The 14953-nt window shown below is 72.5% G+C and carries 11 protein-coding genes; 3 read left to right on the top strand and 8 right to left on the bottom strand.

Annotated features, from left to right (window positions below):
- Positions 1 to 49: 49 nt before the first annotated feature.
- Entirely contained in the window at positions 50 to 343 is a 294-nt protein-coding gene (locus ACZ6ZR_RS12875; RefSeq protein ID WP_465642124.1) for a hypothetical protein, read from the top strand.
- Here the strand turns inward: ACZ6ZR_RS12875 and ACZ6ZR_RS12870 are convergent.
- Positions 281 to 1312 (bottom strand): aminoglycoside phosphotransferase family protein, encoded by a 1032-nt coding sequence (locus ACZ6ZR_RS12870; protein WP_465642123.1) that lies wholly within the window; start codon positions 1310 to 1312, stop codon positions 281 to 283. The two genes, ACZ6ZR_RS12875 and ACZ6ZR_RS12870, sit on opposite strands and share 63 nt — an antisense overlap.
- A 201-nt stretch (positions 1313 to 1513) precedes the next feature.
- Between ACZ6ZR_RS12870 and ACZ6ZR_RS12865 the strand changes: the two genes are divergently transcribed.
- Positions 1514 to 2188 (top strand): scabin-related ADP-ribosyltransferase, encoded by a 675-nt coding sequence (locus ACZ6ZR_RS12865; RefSeq protein ID WP_465642122.1) that lies wholly within the window; start codon positions 1514 to 1516, stop codon positions 2186 to 2188.
- A 31-nt stretch (positions 2189 to 2219) separates the two neighbouring features.
- On the opposite strand, the gene ACZ6ZR_RS12860 is transcribed toward ACZ6ZR_RS12865, so the two are convergent.
- The gene (locus tag ACZ6ZR_RS12860) at positions 2220 to 7166 is read right to left on the bottom strand and encodes an HD domain-containing protein (RefSeq protein WP_465642121.1); all 4947 of its coding nucleotides are present in this window, start codon (positions 7164 to 7166) and stop codon (positions 2220 to 2222) included.
- A 73-nt stretch (positions 7167 to 7239) separates the two neighbouring features.
- On the opposite strand from ACZ6ZR_RS12860, the gene ACZ6ZR_RS12855 reads away from it, so the two are divergent.
- Positions 7240 to 7767: a GNAT family N-acetyltransferase gene (locus tag ACZ6ZR_RS12855; RefSeq protein WP_465642120.1), complete on the top strand. Its 528-nt coding sequence runs from the start codon at positions 7240 to 7242 to the stop codon at positions 7765 to 7767.
- 4 nt (positions 7768 to 7771) lie between these two features.
- Here ACZ6ZR_RS12855 and ACZ6ZR_RS12850 read toward each other — a convergent pair whose 3' ends face one another.
- The 6 genes from ACZ6ZR_RS12850 to efeO all read right to left on the bottom strand — a co-directional run bounded on the left by ACZ6ZR_RS12850 (position 7772) and on the right by efeO (position 14874).
- Positions 7772 to 9274: an alkaline phosphatase family protein gene (locus tag ACZ6ZR_RS12850; protein WP_465642119.1), complete on the bottom strand. Its 1503-nt coding sequence runs from the start codon at positions 9272 to 9274 to the stop codon at positions 7772 to 7774.
- Between the two features lie 173 nt (positions 9275 to 9447).
- On the bottom strand, positions 9448 to 10200 hold the full coding sequence (locus tag ACZ6ZR_RS12845; RefSeq protein ID WP_465642118.1) for a GntR family transcriptional regulator: 753 nt from the start codon (positions 10198 to 10200) through the stop codon (positions 9448 to 9450).
- A 41-nt stretch (positions 10201 to 10241) separates the two neighbouring features.
- A complete protein-coding gene (locus ACZ6ZR_RS12840) occupies positions 10242 to 11405 on the bottom strand; it encodes a magnesium and cobalt transport protein CorA (RefSeq protein ID WP_465642117.1) in 1164 nt (387 codons plus the stop codon).
- A 122-nt stretch (positions 11406 to 11527) separates the two neighbouring features.
- The gene (gene efeU, locus ACZ6ZR_RS12835; protein WP_465642116.1) at positions 11528 to 12361 is read right to left on the bottom strand and encodes an iron uptake transporter permease EfeU; all 834 of its coding nucleotides are present in this window, start codon (positions 12359 to 12361) and stop codon (positions 11528 to 11530) included.
- A gap of 45 nt (positions 12362 to 12406) precedes the next feature.
- Positions 12407 to 13714 carry an iron uptake transporter deferrochelatase/peroxidase subunit gene (gene efeB, locus ACZ6ZR_RS12830; RefSeq protein WP_465642115.1) on the bottom strand — a complete coding sequence of 436 codons (1308 nt, stop codon included), beginning with the start codon at positions 13712 to 13714 and terminating at the stop codon, positions 12407 to 12409.
- A gap of 23 nt (positions 13715 to 13737) precedes the next feature.
- Positions 13738 to 14874, bottom strand: coding sequence for an iron uptake system protein EfeO (gene efeO / locus ACZ6ZR_RS12825; protein WP_465642114.1), 1137 nt, complete (start codon positions 14872 to 14874; stop codon positions 13738 to 13740).
- Positions 14875 to 14953 lie beyond the last annotated feature (79 nt).

The raw sequence follows: 14953 nt of genomic DNA, 5'->3' as shown, positions 1-14953 counted from the left end.
GGCCCTGCACGAGGCCGTGGCAGCGCTCATGCCGGACCGGCTGGCCGAGATGAGCACGGATCAAGCCCGGGCGATGACCGAGGCGGTCGAAAGCGACAGCCTCAAGCCGCTGCTGCGCTTCACCACCAAGTGGGCGGTGGAGGTGGAGATCGCACGGCATCCGGAGACACTCGCCGAGCTGCACCGGGCCGAGTACCTCGCCCACCATGCGCCGAGCCTGGACGAACGCTGTAGGCAGGCCGCCCGCGCCGGGACCATCGCGACCGCCGCCGCCTCCGCGCTACGGGCGTTCAGCCGGGACCCGGGGGAGGGTGGGCCAGCGGGTGAGCATCGTGGCGCGTAGGTCGGTACAGAGGGTGGCGAGGGCGTGCAGGTCCGGGCGGTCCGCCGTCAACCGGCCGACCACGGCGAGGCGGTGGGCGAGGCGGCGGCGGGCGGTGGTGGTGCCCCAGGTCCAGTCCTGGGTGGGGAGGCGGGCGAGGTGGTCGGTCGGGCCGCGGTCGGCGCGGGGGACGAGGGCGTCGCCGCGCAGGAGCCAGCCGGTGCAGGCGTCGGTGAGGTCGGCGGCGCCGAGGTCGGTGCCGGTGGCGGCGTGCCAGGCGGTGCGGTAGGCCGTCTCCGCCCGTTCCAGCAGTGGGGCGGGGGCCGAGGTGACGCACCAGCAGGTCGGGAACCCGATGCGCAGGTAGGCGAGTTCGACCAGGCCGCTGCCGAGCGAGGACTGCTCGAAGTCGATGAAGCGGACCCCGTCGGCGGTGTGCAGGTCGTTGCCGGGGCAAGGGTCGCCGTGGAGCAGGGCATGGCCGGGGGCGCCGGCGAGCCGCTCCACGAGCTCGCCGAGCGTGGCGGCCAGGCCGGCCGGGGCGGGGACGCCGAGGGTCCCGGCCAGCGCGAGGAAGGAGTCGACGTCGGCCCGGGACGGGCCCTGCCAGCGGGGCAGTACGTCGGCGTCCTGCGGGCTGCCGGTCGCGTGCATGCGGGCGAGAGCCTCCGCGTAGGCCACGATCCAGTCGGCGGACGGCCGTTGGTGGTCCAGGTGCTCCAGGACCAGGACGCGCGCGACGGGGTCGGCGCCCAGGACGGCGGGCACCACCGGGACCGCGGCGCGCGCCGCGATCCGCAGCCCGGCCAGCTCCCGGGCGTAGCGCTCCTCGGCGTCCGCGCCCTCCACGGCCTGCTTCACCACCGCCTGACGCCCGTTCAGCTCCACCCGCCAGACGCGCGAGCGCGGGCTGCTCTCGAGTCGGCGGGCGCGCTTCGGTGCCCCGAGCCCGGCGCGCAGCTGTTCTCCGAACGGCACTGGTGACGGCATCCGGTCATCCTCGCACGCGAGCCCGCACACGTCCGCGAATAAGACCGACTGCCTTGCGGGACACCCCACTTGTCGTACCGGCCCGGTTGCCACCGCACCGTTCGCCCGCAGGGGTGAAGGCGGACCGTTTCAGCAGCCCCGGTGATCTTCGCGCACGGTAGAAAGGGCCCGTCCCTGTTGATCACCTGATGGGCTCTCACCATGCTCAAGGCAGCTCTGCGCCTCGCCGCCGCCACCTCCCTCGCCCTCGCCTCGCTGGCCGTCACCACCCCCGCCGAGGCCGCCGGCCCCGACACCGGCCCGTGCGGCCCGGTCGGGCACGTCCACCTCTCCGACTGGTGGCGCACCACCACCTCCACCTCCTCCACCCTCGTCCCGGACGTCCTGCACGCCTCCGTCACGGAGAACTGGCAGTGGCGCGAGGACACCAACACCCTCTGGCGCGGCGACACCCGGGAGAACGTGGAGCAGATCTTCGAGGACGGCTTCACCCCGCGCGGCGACTACCTCGCCCCGCTGGACGAGTACATCGTCAAGGGCGGCGGCCAGAACACCGCCCACCTGAGCACCAGTTGCGAGAAGTGGGTGGCGCAGAAGTTCGCCACCTACGGCGCGGCCAAGACCGGCTGGGTCTACGAGATCGAGGCCCCCGGCGGCATCGACGTGAACGCCACCGCCGCAGTCAACGACTACCAGTCGCCCTACCTCTGGAACAAGGAGATCGACTTCCCCGGCGGCATCACCGGGGAGCACATCAAGGGCGCCTGCAAGTTCCGCCTGCTCTGGACCGACCCCGAGACCAGGGTCAACACCTACGACAACCTCGGCTGCAAGACCAACGACCACTTCGACGCGTCGGCGGCCGTCTCACACTGAGGCACCGGCCCTGGGTGAACTCCCCTACGAACTACGGGCGTTCACCCAGGTCCAGCCCGAACATCCCCCGGTAGAGCTCCAGCCGCTCCCAGACCCACGCCTCCTCCACGTCCAGCTCCGTCGCCACCAGCGCGACGTGGGCCCGGCCCACCCGCCCCTCGATCGCGGGAAGCATGCCGTCCAAGTGGACGGAGAGGATCGCGAAGTCCTGCCAGAGCGGCAGCACAGCCGGCCGTTCCGGCACCTGCGGTGGCGGGCCGACCACCAGGTAGGGCTCGATCCGCTGCCAGACCTCCGCCACGGTCTCGCCCAGCCGCCCGGCGATGCTCACCAGATCCAGCGGGACGAGCGGGCCTTCCGGAGCACTCACCCTCACTCCGTCGTCGAGGGCGACCAGGACCCTGGTGTCGGGCTCCAGCCCTTCCAGCGGAGCGAGCTGGTCGTCCGTCAGATCGGCGACGAGGGCACCGATCTGACGCAGTCGGGCGATCCGGCGGTAGGCGTCTGCGGCAGTCCGACCGGTCTGGTCCGCGCACCGCGCGAGATGACGGGGCGTGAGGGCCTTCCACTCCGGAGCGGGTATCAGCCTGATCCCGGGGAGGAAGACCTCGGCGGGGTCCGGGCGCTGGACCTCCACCAGCGCCCGGACCTCCGGCGCCTCCGGCCGGAAGTCGCGCAGGTCCCCCGGCAGTCGTGCATGGTCCTGGCCGAACCGCGCGCCCTCCCGCCGGGCCACCTCCCACACGTCGTCGAGATCCTCGCGGAGCTGCCTGGCCGCCGCGAGGAGCACCGCGCCGGTGACCTCCTCGGCCGGGAAGTCGGTGTCGGACTGCTGAGCGTTCCGGCCGGAGAGCACCGTCCTGGTCCGGACCGACAGCGTGCTCCACTCCTCGACCAGACGGAGGTCCTGCGGCAGCCGGATCCCGAGCGCGGTGAGCTCCGCGATCGTCGACCGAACCGCGTCGACACGTACTTGGCGGAGCACGAAACCGAGCGCCTCGACACCCAGGCCGTCCTCCGGCCACCACCCGAGGCGCCTCACCTCCCTGAGCAGCATCACCAGGGACGCGCTGGGGACCAGCTCCCCTCCGCTCATCCCCTCCGCGCCGGGCCGGCCGAAGACGACGCCCAGCCGTGGCGCCCGCTCCTGGAGGTCGACCACCACCTCACCGACGGAGCAGCCCCGTTCGGCGGCGAGTTCGACCGCCGCACCCCAGCTCAGCACCGGCCGGCCCTCGCCCCTCCTATCGAGGTAGCGCGAAACCACCTCTCGCTGACCTTCCGTGACCTCCAACCAGGCTTCCACCTCGTCGAGTTCCGGCACTCTGTGACCCAGCCACGCGAACCGCCGCAGGGTCTCCTGCTGGGCGGGCGGGGTGACCGGTCCGCGGGACCGCGCCGCCCCGGCCAGGTCGACCACCGAATCGGCCCACCGGCGGGTGTCCGCCTCGGGGAGGTGGGAGAGCAGCTCGACCTCCAGGTCGGTGACGACGTGCTCCCGATACTCCTCAGGAACCTCCGGCAGGTGGTAGCCGTGGAGCGCGGCCAACCGGGACGCCCGGTCGAAGAGCTCACCCAGCGGCCTGCCGCTCTCCCTGGACAGCTCGAGCAGGTTCCGCGGATCTCCCGGGTCCTGGGTGAAGTGCTCCTCGACGTCGTCCCTGAAGTACCGTGCCGCGAGGGTCCTGGCCACCGATACGTCGATGTCGTCCGGCACGTCGAGCGGCGTAGGGCCCGTGGTCGGCGGGGCCGCCTGGCCCGGATGCACCACTCGCAGGGCCCGCAGGACCCGCCATGCCTCGCGTGGCGAACGACCCTGGGCAGAGGCCTGGGCGAGCGTCGTCACCCAGTCGTCCGTGTGCCTGGCCAACTGGAGGTCCCCGGGTTGCGGTACCGGGTACCCGAGGACCGAGGCGGGAGCCCCCTCGTACGGGTCGGCCCGGGTGTAGGGCTCCAGCACGGCGGACCGCCAGGGTGAGAGGGACCCATCGCGAAGCCCTCCCACGACGCTGAGGTCGTCCGCGTACCAGCCGACCTGGTCCAGTGGCAGTCCGACCGAGCCCCCGCCCTCGACGGGGAGCCGTATCCACACCCCCTTGCCGGCCCACTCCTGCCAGATCACCCTGGCCAGTCCGAGGGTCTCCTCCGCCAGTGCCCACAGCCACAGCAGATCCAGGTGGGCCCAGTCGAGCAGCTCGACCGCGCCCGCCCGCCACATCTCGGCCTCCCAACCCAGGTCGTACTCCTGCAGGGTCTTCCGGTCGACGCTCAGTCTCCCCGCCTGCGGTCCGGTCAGGTTGAGCACGTAGCCGTACGGCGTCCGGTCGGTGACGATGCCGTCGCAGAGCACGGCCCCGCCGGCCGCGACGAACCAGAGGGTGCCCGGCACCGCCGGGTGAGCAACCTTCCGCACGTTCCACGGGCCCTCGGCAAGCTCCCCCGGCCGCCACTGCTCCACCCGCCCCGCGTGGCGGGCCACCATCGCGAACTCGCTGACCGCGACCAGCCGCCGCAGGGTGGCCACGCACGAGACCTCGACCGTCTCCGGCTCCTCCCGCAGGTAGAGCCGTACCCGCGTCCCGCCCTCCGGGAGGTTGTCCTCCGTGGGGTCGGTCTGCTGCTGGATCCGGAACAGGCTGCCGCTGCTGGGGATCTCCACTCGCAGCGCGTGCGGGGCCACCGCACCGTCCGGGAAGACCTCGCGGGTGACCACGGTCATCTCGTCGGCGAGCATGAAGTAGCTCAACACACCAATGCCGAAACGGGAGTTGGGGTACAGCCGGAACGACGGGTCGTGCCGCAGCCAGGCCGCCTGCTCCCGCCGGAACGACCGCGACTGCTCGAACCGCCGGCCCGCCCGGGTGAACGTCGACTTCAGCTGCTCCCGGCCCATCCCCACACCGTTGTCGGTGCACTCCACGAACCGCCGACCACCCTCGTCCACGCCCTGGGTGAAGGTGATCCGCCCGGTCCACCGCACCGGCACGGGGCCCTTCGCGCGCAGGTAGCTCCAGCGCATCTCGCGGTAGCGGCAGGCGTCCATCGCGTTCTGGTACAGCTCACGGATCGCCAACTCCGGCTCCCCGTACAGCTGCCGCCCCATCAGCAGCTCCCGCACCTCCGTCTGCGCCAACTGGAAACGCAGCAACGGAGTCTCGTACCGCGCCCGCCCGTCCCGGCTGCCCGGCCGCAGGTGGTTGTCCGTCACCCGGTGCGGGAGGGCCGCCAGCAGGGACGCCTCCGTCTCGGGCAGGCGGTGCTTGAGGCGGACGGTGAACTCGGCCATCCGGTCGGCCCGTTCGACGGTCTCGGCCATCGCGGCGTGCAGGGCCTGGTGCGGGCTGACCAGGTGCAGGTGGAGCAGGCCCTGGGCGTCCCGCTCCCAGTCAAGTTCGGTGCGGACCAGCCGGACCACCTCGCCCGGCGTGACCGGATCGGAGACGGCCAGGTGGTCGGCGATGACCGAGGGGAAGGCCCGCGCGTCGGCGGCCAGGGCGGCCGCCAGCCGGAGCAGGGCGGCCAGCGGGCGGTAGCGCAGTGCGGCGATCTCGCCGTCGGCCAGGCGGAAGCGGAGCGGCTCGTGGTCGGGGCCGCCCTCGCGGGGCAGGTCGAGGCCGATCTCGGAGGCCAGGTCACGCAGGAGCGAGGCGAGTTCACCGGAGCGTTCGCCGCCGCCCGAGGCCTCGACGGCGAACCGGCCTGCCGGTTCGGCGGGCACGGGGGTCTCGTCGGTCTCCAGGCGTTCGCCGATCCACCGGTGCACCAGCCACAGGCCCAGCGCGGTGGCGTCCTCGCCCCGCCCCCTGGCCTGACTGACCACCAGCTTCCTGGCCGCCTGGCGGTAGTGGTCCTGCACCTGCTCCAGGTGCCTGCGCAACTGGCCGGCCTCCGGCAGCCGTTCACCGCACAGCGGTCGGACCGCGGCGGCCTGGTGCAGCCGGTCCGCCCAGGCGGCCTCGCGCAGGAAGGGGGCGGCGATCAGCGCTGCCGCCTCGATCGGGGAGAGCGTCCCCGGGGCAGCGGGAAGCAGGTGGGCGAGGAAGCGCAGCAGCCGGACGGGGAAGTCGTCGTCGGCCCACGGGTCAGGCAGCTGCGACTGGGCCCGGTGGACGTTGCGGGCGCAGCTCTCGACCAGGTCGAGCAGGTGCTCCTGGAGCCTGGCCACGGTGCGGTCGGTGCCCGGGGGCACCAGGGCCCAGATCCGCTGGTCGGTGACGGCCGCCCGCCACTCCTCCAGCAGCCGGCGCCCCTCGCAGATCACGGCCGACCTGGTCTCGCTGTCGCGGTCCCCGCCGTAGCGGATCCAGACGTCCTGGGTGAGGCCCTGCCGCCGGGCCGCCCGGGCGGTGTGCTCGGTGGCCGCCCGGTGGACCTCCTCCACGGTCCGGGGCGCGGAGAGCGAGCCGAGTGCCTCGGCCAGTCCCCGGGTGAAGTGGCTTCCCTCCGGGGAGAAGCCGCCGCGCTGGCCGGGTGAGCAGCCGACCATGACGGCGAAGCCCCCGCTCGGCTGGCCCCGGAGGATCCTGGTGCCGAAGGCCTCCGGCCCGTCGTCGACCGGGTCCCGGCAGGCGTCGATCAGCCAGAGCACCAGGCCCGCCCGGCAGTGCGCCAGGTAGGGGCTGATGTCGGCGGGGAGCAGGGAATCCAGGTACGGGGCGCTCCAGTTGCCGTCCTGCGGAGCGCGGGCGTCGGCGGGCACGAGGTAGTCGGCGTCGCCGTGGCGGACGCCGTGGCCGGTGAAGTAGAGCAGGAGGGTGCCGCCCTCGGGCACGGCGGAGGCGGCCTCGTAGACGGCGGTGGTGATCGCGGACCGGCCGGCAAGGCCGTCCACGGTGTCGACCTGGTAGCCGGACTCCTCCAGGGCTGTCCGCATCGCGGCCAGATCGGCCGCGACCGGCTCCCCGAGCGGCTCGAACTCCGGCTCGGCGTAGGGGGTCTCCCCCACTCCGACCAGCAACGCCCGCCACACCTCGGTCACACCATCCCCCTCGGACTCGCCCCGGCGGGCGAGCCTATCGCCGCGCCGGAAGGGAGAGGCACCCGACGGCCCGATGACGTACCGTCCCCTCGTGCTCGACTCATACCGCCTCCAGCTGCTCCGGGCCGGCCACGGCCCCGCCGTCCTCGCCTTCGAGCGCGCGAACCGGGCGTACTTCGCCGCCTCCGTGCCGGACCGGGGCGACGAGTACTTCGCGCACTTCGAGGAGCGGCACCACGCCCTGCTGGCCGAACAGACCGCCGGGGTCTGCTACTTCCACGTGCTGGTCGACGAGGCCACGGGCGAGGTGCTGGGCCGGTTCAACCTGGTGGACGTGGCGGACGGGGAGGCCGAGCTCGGCTACCGGGTGGCGGAGCGGGCGGCCGGCCGCGGTCTGGCCGGCACCACGGTCCGAGGGCTGTGCACCCTGGCCGCGACCGACTACGGGCTGACCGCGCTGCGGGCCGCCACCACCGTCGGCAACGCGGCCTCCCGCGCCGTGCTCGCCCGCGCGGGTTTCACCGTCACCGGGGAGACGACCCTGAGCGGCGGCCTCCCGGCCCTGACCTTCCGTCGGGAGCTGGAGGCCGCCACCGCCTGAACGGTCAGGCGCCGTAGACCCGGACGTTGTCCAGGACCCAGTACCAGTTGTTGCTGCCGGTGTAGCGGAACCGCAGGCGCAGGTCGGTGGCACCAGCGGGAACGGTCAGGGTGAGGGTCTGACGGCCGTTCACCAGGGTGCTGTAGGAGGCGATCTGGACGGGGGTGCCGCCGCTCCAGGAGGCGAGGACCTTGGCGGTCTGGGCGCCCTCCTGCTGGTAGTAGCAGGTGTGCTCGACCTTGACGGTGGTCAGGCCGGAGACGGGGTAGGCGGGGCTGACCAGGGTGGTGTCGTAGTTCCCCGAGAAGGACTTGTCGGCCCACTCGTCGGAGTCGGCGACCGCGAACACGTTCCGGGAGCGGACGTTGAGCTCGCGGTACTGGTCGCGCTGGGTCTTGGTCCAGAACTCGTCCGTGGTGAAGGACCAGCCGCGCCACTCGGTGACCCCGCCGGTGCCCATCGCCGAGTTGTCGACCGACCAGCCGCTCGGCGGGGTGTGGGTGAAGCCGAGCACGCCGGCCGCGATGCCGGTCTCGTCCACCCGGCCGGTGAGCTGCGGGCGCAGCGAGTCGAAGGCGTCGGGGGTGAGGGTGGAGACCGGGGCGCCGTCCAGGCCCCAGGCCGGGTCGATGGCGATGCCGAGGTGGGCCAGCGCGGTGGGGACGATGTCCACCATCCGCACGTCGTAGCGGACCGAACCGGCGGCCATCCCACCGCCGTTGGCGATGAGGAAGGTCTGCCGCTCCTCCCAGGTGGAGCCGCCGTGACCGCCGGTCGGGGTGTGGCCGTGGTCGGCGGTGACCATGATCAGCCAGTCCTCCTGGGCGTACGTGGCGCGGCCGCGGACGGCTGCGACGATCTGGCCGACCTGGCCGTCCACCCCCTTGATGGCGTCCAGGTAGGCCTGGCTGGCCGAGCCGCTGGCGTGGCCGGCGTGGTCCACGTTGTCGAGCTGGACGAAGACCGCGTCCGGGTTGGCGTCCCGGAGCTGGGCCACCGCGCGGGAGGTGGTGCCGGTGTCGTACTCGGCGCTGGGGGTGGCGATCCGGGTGTCGACCTTGGAGGAGTAGATGGTGTTGGGGATCGAGGCCCAGGAGGCCACCACGTAGGTGGACAGGCCCGGGCGGGCGTTCTCGACCCGGGTCAGCCAGTCCGGGTAGGCGGCGAAGTTGGGCGCGGTGAAGTTGTTGTTGACGACGTTGTGCTTGTCGGGCCAGACGCCGGTGGCGATGGTGGACCAGCCGGGGCCGGAGGAGGTCTCGGCCATCGGGTTGGCGTAGAGGCTGCTCGCGGAGGTCATGCCGCCCGCCATCAGGGCGTCCAGGTTGGGGGCGTCGGCGTCCTTGATCCGGTTGAGCATGGTGCCGTCCAGGCCGATGACCAGCACCTTGGGGGTGAGGGCGGTGGCGGCGAGCGCGGCCCGGGCGAGCGGGCCGGCGGTGAGGGCGGCCGCGGCGGTGGCGGCGGTGCCGAACAGCACGCTGCGGCGGGGGAGTCCTGCGGTCACAGCGTTCTCCTGAGGAAGCGTCGGAACGGGGCGGGGCGCCGACCAATGTCCGGCCGGCCGGTGGCGCGGTCTCCCCCGGACGCCGTACCCCGCATGAACACCGACCGAACTTCGGTCCAGACCCGTTATCTTCCTGTGACCGAAAAGGCCCGCGCGAGCTGCCTCACGGGCCGTCAGGCGCCGGGCCCCAGCTGGGTGGTGAAGCTGAAGCGGTCCCCCCGGTACAGCGAGCGGACGCGCTCCAGCGGGACGCCCTCGGTGTCCTGGGTGAGGCGGTGCAGCAGGAGCATCGGCAGGGCCGGCGGGGTCCCGACCAGCAGGGCCTCGCGCGGGGTGGCCAGCACGGTCTCGATCCGCTCCTGCGCGCCGCCGAAGCCGATGCCGAGCTTCTCGGTGAGGAAGGCGTAGAGCGAGGAGGACGGGTCGAACTCCTCCTCCAGCGAGGGCAGCCGGGCCACCGAGAGGTAGGTGCTCTCCAGGCCGACCCGTTCGCCGTCGGCCAGCAGCACCCGCTCCAGGTGCCAGACCGGCGCCCCCTCCGCCAGCCCGAGCTGCCGCGCCAACTGCCGCTCGGCCCCCAGCCGTTCGAGCCCGATCAGGGTCCGCCCCGGCACCCTCCCCTGCCGCCGCACCCCCTCGGTGTAGCTGGCCAGCGAGAGCGGCTGCTCCAGCTTCGGCCCGGCCGCCACCGTCTGCCGTCCCCGCCGCCGCACCCGCCCCTGGATCAGCAGGTCCCGCAGCGCCTGCCGCAGCGTCTCCCGCGAGACCTCGTACCTGGCCGCCAGCTCACGCTCCGTCGGCAGCGCCCCGCCCTCCCCCAGCTCCTCCAGCAGGGCCTCCAACTCCGCCTTCACGGCGTAGTACTTCGGCACCCGCCCGTGCTCGGGCACCCCGGACCGGTTCGGCAGCTCAGCGGCGTTCTCCACCCCGCCATCCTGCCAGCCCGCGGGCCCGGAACCGGACCGCCTCAGAGCCAGTCGCGCCGCTTGAAGACCAGGTAGAGGCCGGTGCAGACCAGGGCCATCAGGCCGACGGCGAAGGGGTAGCCGTAGACCCACTCGAGTTCGGGCATGTGGGAGAAGTTCATGCCGTAGACGGTGCCGATCAGCGTGGGGGCGAAGAGGATGGCGGCCCAGGAGGAGATCTTCTTGATCTCGTTGTTCTGGGCGTGGCCGGCCTCGGCGAGCTGCTTCATCTCCTCGTTCTGGGCCTGGGAGACCAGGGTGGCGTTCAGCAGCAGGATGTTCTGGAGCAACTGGCGGAAGCCGTCCACCCGTTCGGCGGCGGTGGTGGCGTGGTCGGCGACGTCGCGCAGGTAGCGCTGGAGCTCCTCGTCGGTGCCGTACTTGCCGAAGCCGGCCTCCAGGCTGCCCATGATGTCGAGCAGCGGCCTGGTCGAGCGCTGGAACTCGACGACCTCGCGGGAGAGTTCGTAGATCCGGCGGGAGACCCCGGGGTCGCCGCCGAAGACCTCGGTCTCGATCTCGTCGATGTCGTGCTGGAGCCCGGCGATCACCGGGGCGTAGCCGTCGACCACCGCGTCCAGCACGGCGTAGAGCACCGCCTCGGGACCGAGCGCCAGCAGCTCCGGGTCGGCCTCCAGGCGGCGCCGCACCACCGAGAGGTCCGGGGACTGCGAGTGGCGCACCGTCAGGACGAACTGCGGGCCGACGAAGAGGTGGATCTCGCCGAAGTCCACCTGCTCGCTCTCGTCCAGGTAGCGGGCTGCCCGGAGCACCACGAAGAGGGTTTCGCCGTACCGCTCCAGCTTGGGGCGCTGGTGGGCGACGATGGCGTCCTCGACGGCCAGCTCGTGCAGGCCGAAGCGTTCGGCGGCCTCCAGCACCTGGGTCTCGGCGGGGCGGTAGAGGCCGATCCAGGCCATGGTGCCCGGCTCGCCGGGCAGTTGGCGGTAGACCTCGGGCAGGGTGTCGGCACCGGCGATCCGGTGCCCGTCCCGGTAGACCGCGGCGTCCACCACGGAGCGCTCCAGCGAGACCCGGGGCTCCTGCTGGCCGCGTTCGGAGCGGGGGTCCATCGAGTGCTCCGGCGCCCGGTCGGCCGGTCGGCCGTCGGGGCGGTAGAACGGCCGCAGACCGGCTCGGGCCGCGCGGGAACGCCAGTCTGACATGGGAAGGACCTCCGCCGACCAGTCTGGGACGCGACGACCCGCCGTGCACGACGACCCGCCGCGCACGGTGGCGCGGCGGGTCGGGGTACGGCGGGAGGAGCGCGGCGGCGGGAGGAGCGCGGTCAGGCCGCGGGCGCCGGGGAGGCGGGCCGGGCCGGGGTCCGCTGCGGGAGCAGGAAGACCGCCAGCGTCGGCACCAGGTAGAGCGCCCAGACCAGGACCTGAAGCACCGTCGGGTCCGGCTGGAAGTTGAGCACGCCCTTGAGCAGGGTGCCGTACCAGCTGTCCTTCGGGATGGTGGAGCTGATGTCGAAGGCGAGGGTGTGCAGGCCCGGCAGCCAGCCGGCCTCCTGGAGGTCGTGCACGCCGTAGGCGAGCACGCCGGCCGCGACGACCACCAGCATGCCGCCGGTCCAGGTGAAGAACCTGGCCAGGTTGATCTTCAGGGCGCCGCGGTAGAACAGCCAGCCGAGCACCACCGCGGTGAGCAGGCCGAGCGCGGCGCCGACCAGCGGGCGGACGCCGTCGCTGGTGGCCTCCACGGCGGCCCAGATGAACAGGGCCGTCTCCAGGCCCTCCCGGCCGACCGCCAGGAAGGCGGTGAGCACCAGCGCGCCGGTGCCCATCGCGACGGCGGCGTCCAGCTTGCCGTGCAGCTCCGTCTTGAGGTGACGGGCCGTCCGGCGCATCCAGAACACCATCCAGGTGACCAGGCCGACGGCGATGATCGACAGCGAGCCGCCGAGCGCCTCGGCGGCCTCGAAGGTCAGCTGCGAGGAGCCGTAGGTGAGCAGCGCGCCGAAGGCCATGCTGAGCGCCACCGCGACGCCCACCCCGGTCCAGACCGGGGGGAGCGCCTTCCGGCGCTCGGTCTTGACCAGGTAGGCGATCAGGATGCAGACCACCAGGCTGGCTTCCAGACCTTCGCGCAGGCCGATCAGGTAGTTGCCGAACACGCGCGTGTCCTCCGATTCGAATCTAGTGACGGGGGGCAGGGAAGCTCAGCCGAGCAGCGACTGGCCCCACCACTCGCCGGGCTTGCGGACGCCGGGCGGGCAGGCGAAGTGCGCCGAACCGACGTGCTGGATGTACTCGTTGAGCGCGTCGTTGGCGGCCAGCCGGCGCTGGACGGTGACGAAGCCCTTGCGGGTGTCCCGCTGGTAGGCCAGGAAGAACAGGCCCGCCTCCAGGCGGCCCAGGCCGTCGGTGCCGTCGGTGAAGGAGAAGCCGCGGCGCAGCAGCATGGCCCCGCCGTTGCTGTCCGGGTGGGCCAGCCGCACGTGCGAGTCCTTCGGCATGGCCGCGAGGTCGGGTGCGTCGTGCTCCTTCTGCTTCCCGAACGGGGCACCCTCGCGCTTGGTGCGCCCGAAGATGTCCTCCTGCTCCTTGAGCGGGGTGCGGTCCCAGGTCTCGATGTGCATCCGGATCCGGCGGGCCACCAGGTACGAGCCGCCGGTCATCCAGTCCTGGCCGTCGCCGGGCGCGGCCCAGACGTGCTCGGACAGGGTCTTGTCGTCGGTGCCCGCGATGTTGTGGGTGCCGTCCTTGAAGCCCATCAGGTTGCGCGGGGTCTGCGCGTCCGGGGTGGTGGAGGAGGTCTTGCCGAAGCCGAGCTGGGACCACCGGACGTTCACCACGCCCATGCCGATCCGGGCCAGGTTGCGGATCGCGTGGACGGCGACCTGCGGGTCGTCGGCGCAGGCCTGCACGCAGATGTCGCCACCGCTGCGGACCGGGTCCAGATTGTCGTGCGGGAAGGGCGGCAGGTCGATCAGGCCCTCGGGCCGCTTGGCCTTGAGGCCGAAGCGGTCCACGCCGTCCTTCTCGAACAGGGTCGGCCCGAAGCCGATGGTCAGGGTCAGCCGGGACGGCGGCAGGCCGAGCGCCTCGCCGGTGTCGTCCGGCGGGGCCTCCGCCAGGCCGGTGGCGCCGGTGCCGACCTCGCGGCCGCCGGTCATCACGGCGGCCGCCTTGGTCCATTCCTTCAGCACCCGCACCAGCGCGTCCCGGCTGGTGGTGGAGACGTCGAAGGCGGCGAAGTGCAGCCGGTCCTGGACGGGAGTGGCGATGCCGGCCTGGTGCTCCCCGTAGAACGAGACCTCGGGGACGGCCTTGAGGGCGGCCTCGGCCTCCTCCCCGGAGTCCCGGGTGGCGGCGGCCACCGTTCCCACCGCGGCGGCGCCGAGCGCCACCCCGGCACCGGCCCAGCCGATCACGGCCCGGCGGCTGACGCCAGGAGCTCCTGCGGTCCCGGTGACGACTGCGGCGTCGGTCTCAGCGGTTTCGGCCGCCTGCTGCTGCTCGGTCATGACTGTCCCTCAGTCCCTCTGCCTCAGTTGACGACGGTCGCGGCGGCGAGCTTGGAGAGCGGCTCGGCCAGCGCGTTGACGGCGTCCGAGAAGGTCTTGCGCTCGGCGTCGCCGACCTTGTCGTAGGAGGTCCAGACGCCGCCCTGGTTGTACTTGGCGAGCAGGGTGTTCAGCGCCGCGAACTCCTGGTCCAGGGTCTTGGCCAGCTCGGCGTCCTTCTCCGTGACGACCGGCTTGAGCAGCTGGTAGGCCTTGAGCGCGCCCTCGACGTTGGCGTTGAAGTCCGGCAGGTCGGTGTGGCTGTAGCGGTCCTCCTCGCCGGTGACCTTGCCGGTGGCGACCTCGTCCAGCAGCTCCTTGGCGCCGTTGGCCATCGAGGTGGCGGTGATCTCGGCGGTGCCGACCACCTTCTGCCAGTCCGTCAGGTCGGCGACCAGCTGGTCGGCCAGCTTCTTGTCCGCGTCGGTGATCTTGCCGTCGGCCCAGAGCGACTTCTCCAGCTTGTGCCAGCCGGTCCACTCCTGACCCGGCTCCAGGCCGTCCTCACGGGTGTCGGTCTTCGGGTCGATGTCACCGAAGCTCTCCGCCACCGGCTCGGTGCGCTCCCAGCCGGTCCGCGAGGGGGCGAAGGCGGCCTTGGCGGCCTCCACGTCGCCGGCCTTCACCGCGTCGGCGAACTTCTGCGCCAGCGGGATGGTGGCGTCGGCCTGCTCCTGCACGTACTTGCGGTACTCGGCGACCGCCGCGGTCAGCCGCGGGTCGCTCTTGGCCTGCGCCGCGTCACCGGTGACGGTGATCTTCTGGCGGATGCCGTCGCCCACCATGCCGGGCTTGCAGGCGATTTCGTACTCGCCGGCCTTGATCTCGGCGGTGATGGTCGCCTTGGTGCCCGGGCCGATGTTCTCCCGCTCGGTGACGATCTTGTCGCCGGCCGCGTAGACGTAGACCTCGGTGGCCTTCGAACCCTTGTTGGTGACCGAGAAGTTGACCGGGCCGGCCGCGAAGGTGGTCTTCGAGACCTCGCACGCCGAGTCGGACGCGTTCACCTGCACGGCACCGTCGGCGGAGACGTCCTTCTTCTGCTCGGTGCAGGCGGTCAGCGCGACCCCGGCCACGGCGACGGTGACCAGCGCGGCGAGGTACGGACGACGGACGGACATCAGCGGACTCCACGGGCGGGGGACGGGCATGAGGGAGGGTGAGGGGCACTTAGGCCACCCTCACCCACAAGTAAAGTAA

The sequence above is a fragment of the Kitasatospora sp. NPDC088742 genome, from assembly GCF_055584905.1.
This window is presented reverse-complemented; position numbering and strand designations above follow the sequence as displayed.

Excerpts from the sequence above, each read along its gene's own strand:
- ACZ6ZR_RS12870 (WP_465642123.1), bottom strand. The coding sequence starts at position 1,312 with ATGCCGTCACCAGTGCCGTTCGGAGAACAGCTGCGCGCCGGGCTCGGG.
- ACZ6ZR_RS12840 (WP_465642117.1), bottom strand. The coding sequence starts at position 11,405 with ATGTCAGACTGGCGTTCCCGCGCGGCCCGAGCCGGTCTGCGGCCGTTC.
- efeO (WP_465642114.1), bottom strand. The coding sequence starts at position 14,874 with ATGTCCGTCCGTCGTCCGTACCTCGCCGCGCTGGTCACCGTCGCCGTG.
- ACZ6ZR_RS12875 (WP_465642124.1), top strand. The coding sequence starts at position 50 with ATGAGCACGGATCAAGCCCGGGCGATGACCGAGGCGGTCGAAAGCGAC.
- efeB (WP_465642115.1), bottom strand. The coding sequence starts at position 13,714 with ATGACCGAGCAGCAGCAGGCGGCCGAAACCGCTGAGACCGACGCCGCA.
- ACZ6ZR_RS12865 (WP_465642122.1), top strand. The coding sequence starts at position 1,514 with ATGCTCAAGGCAGCTCTGCGCCTCGCCGCCGCCACCTCCCTCGCCCTC.
- ACZ6ZR_RS12855 (WP_465642120.1), top strand. The coding sequence starts at position 7,240 with ATGACGTACCGTCCCCTCGTGCTCGACTCATACCGCCTCCAGCTGCTC.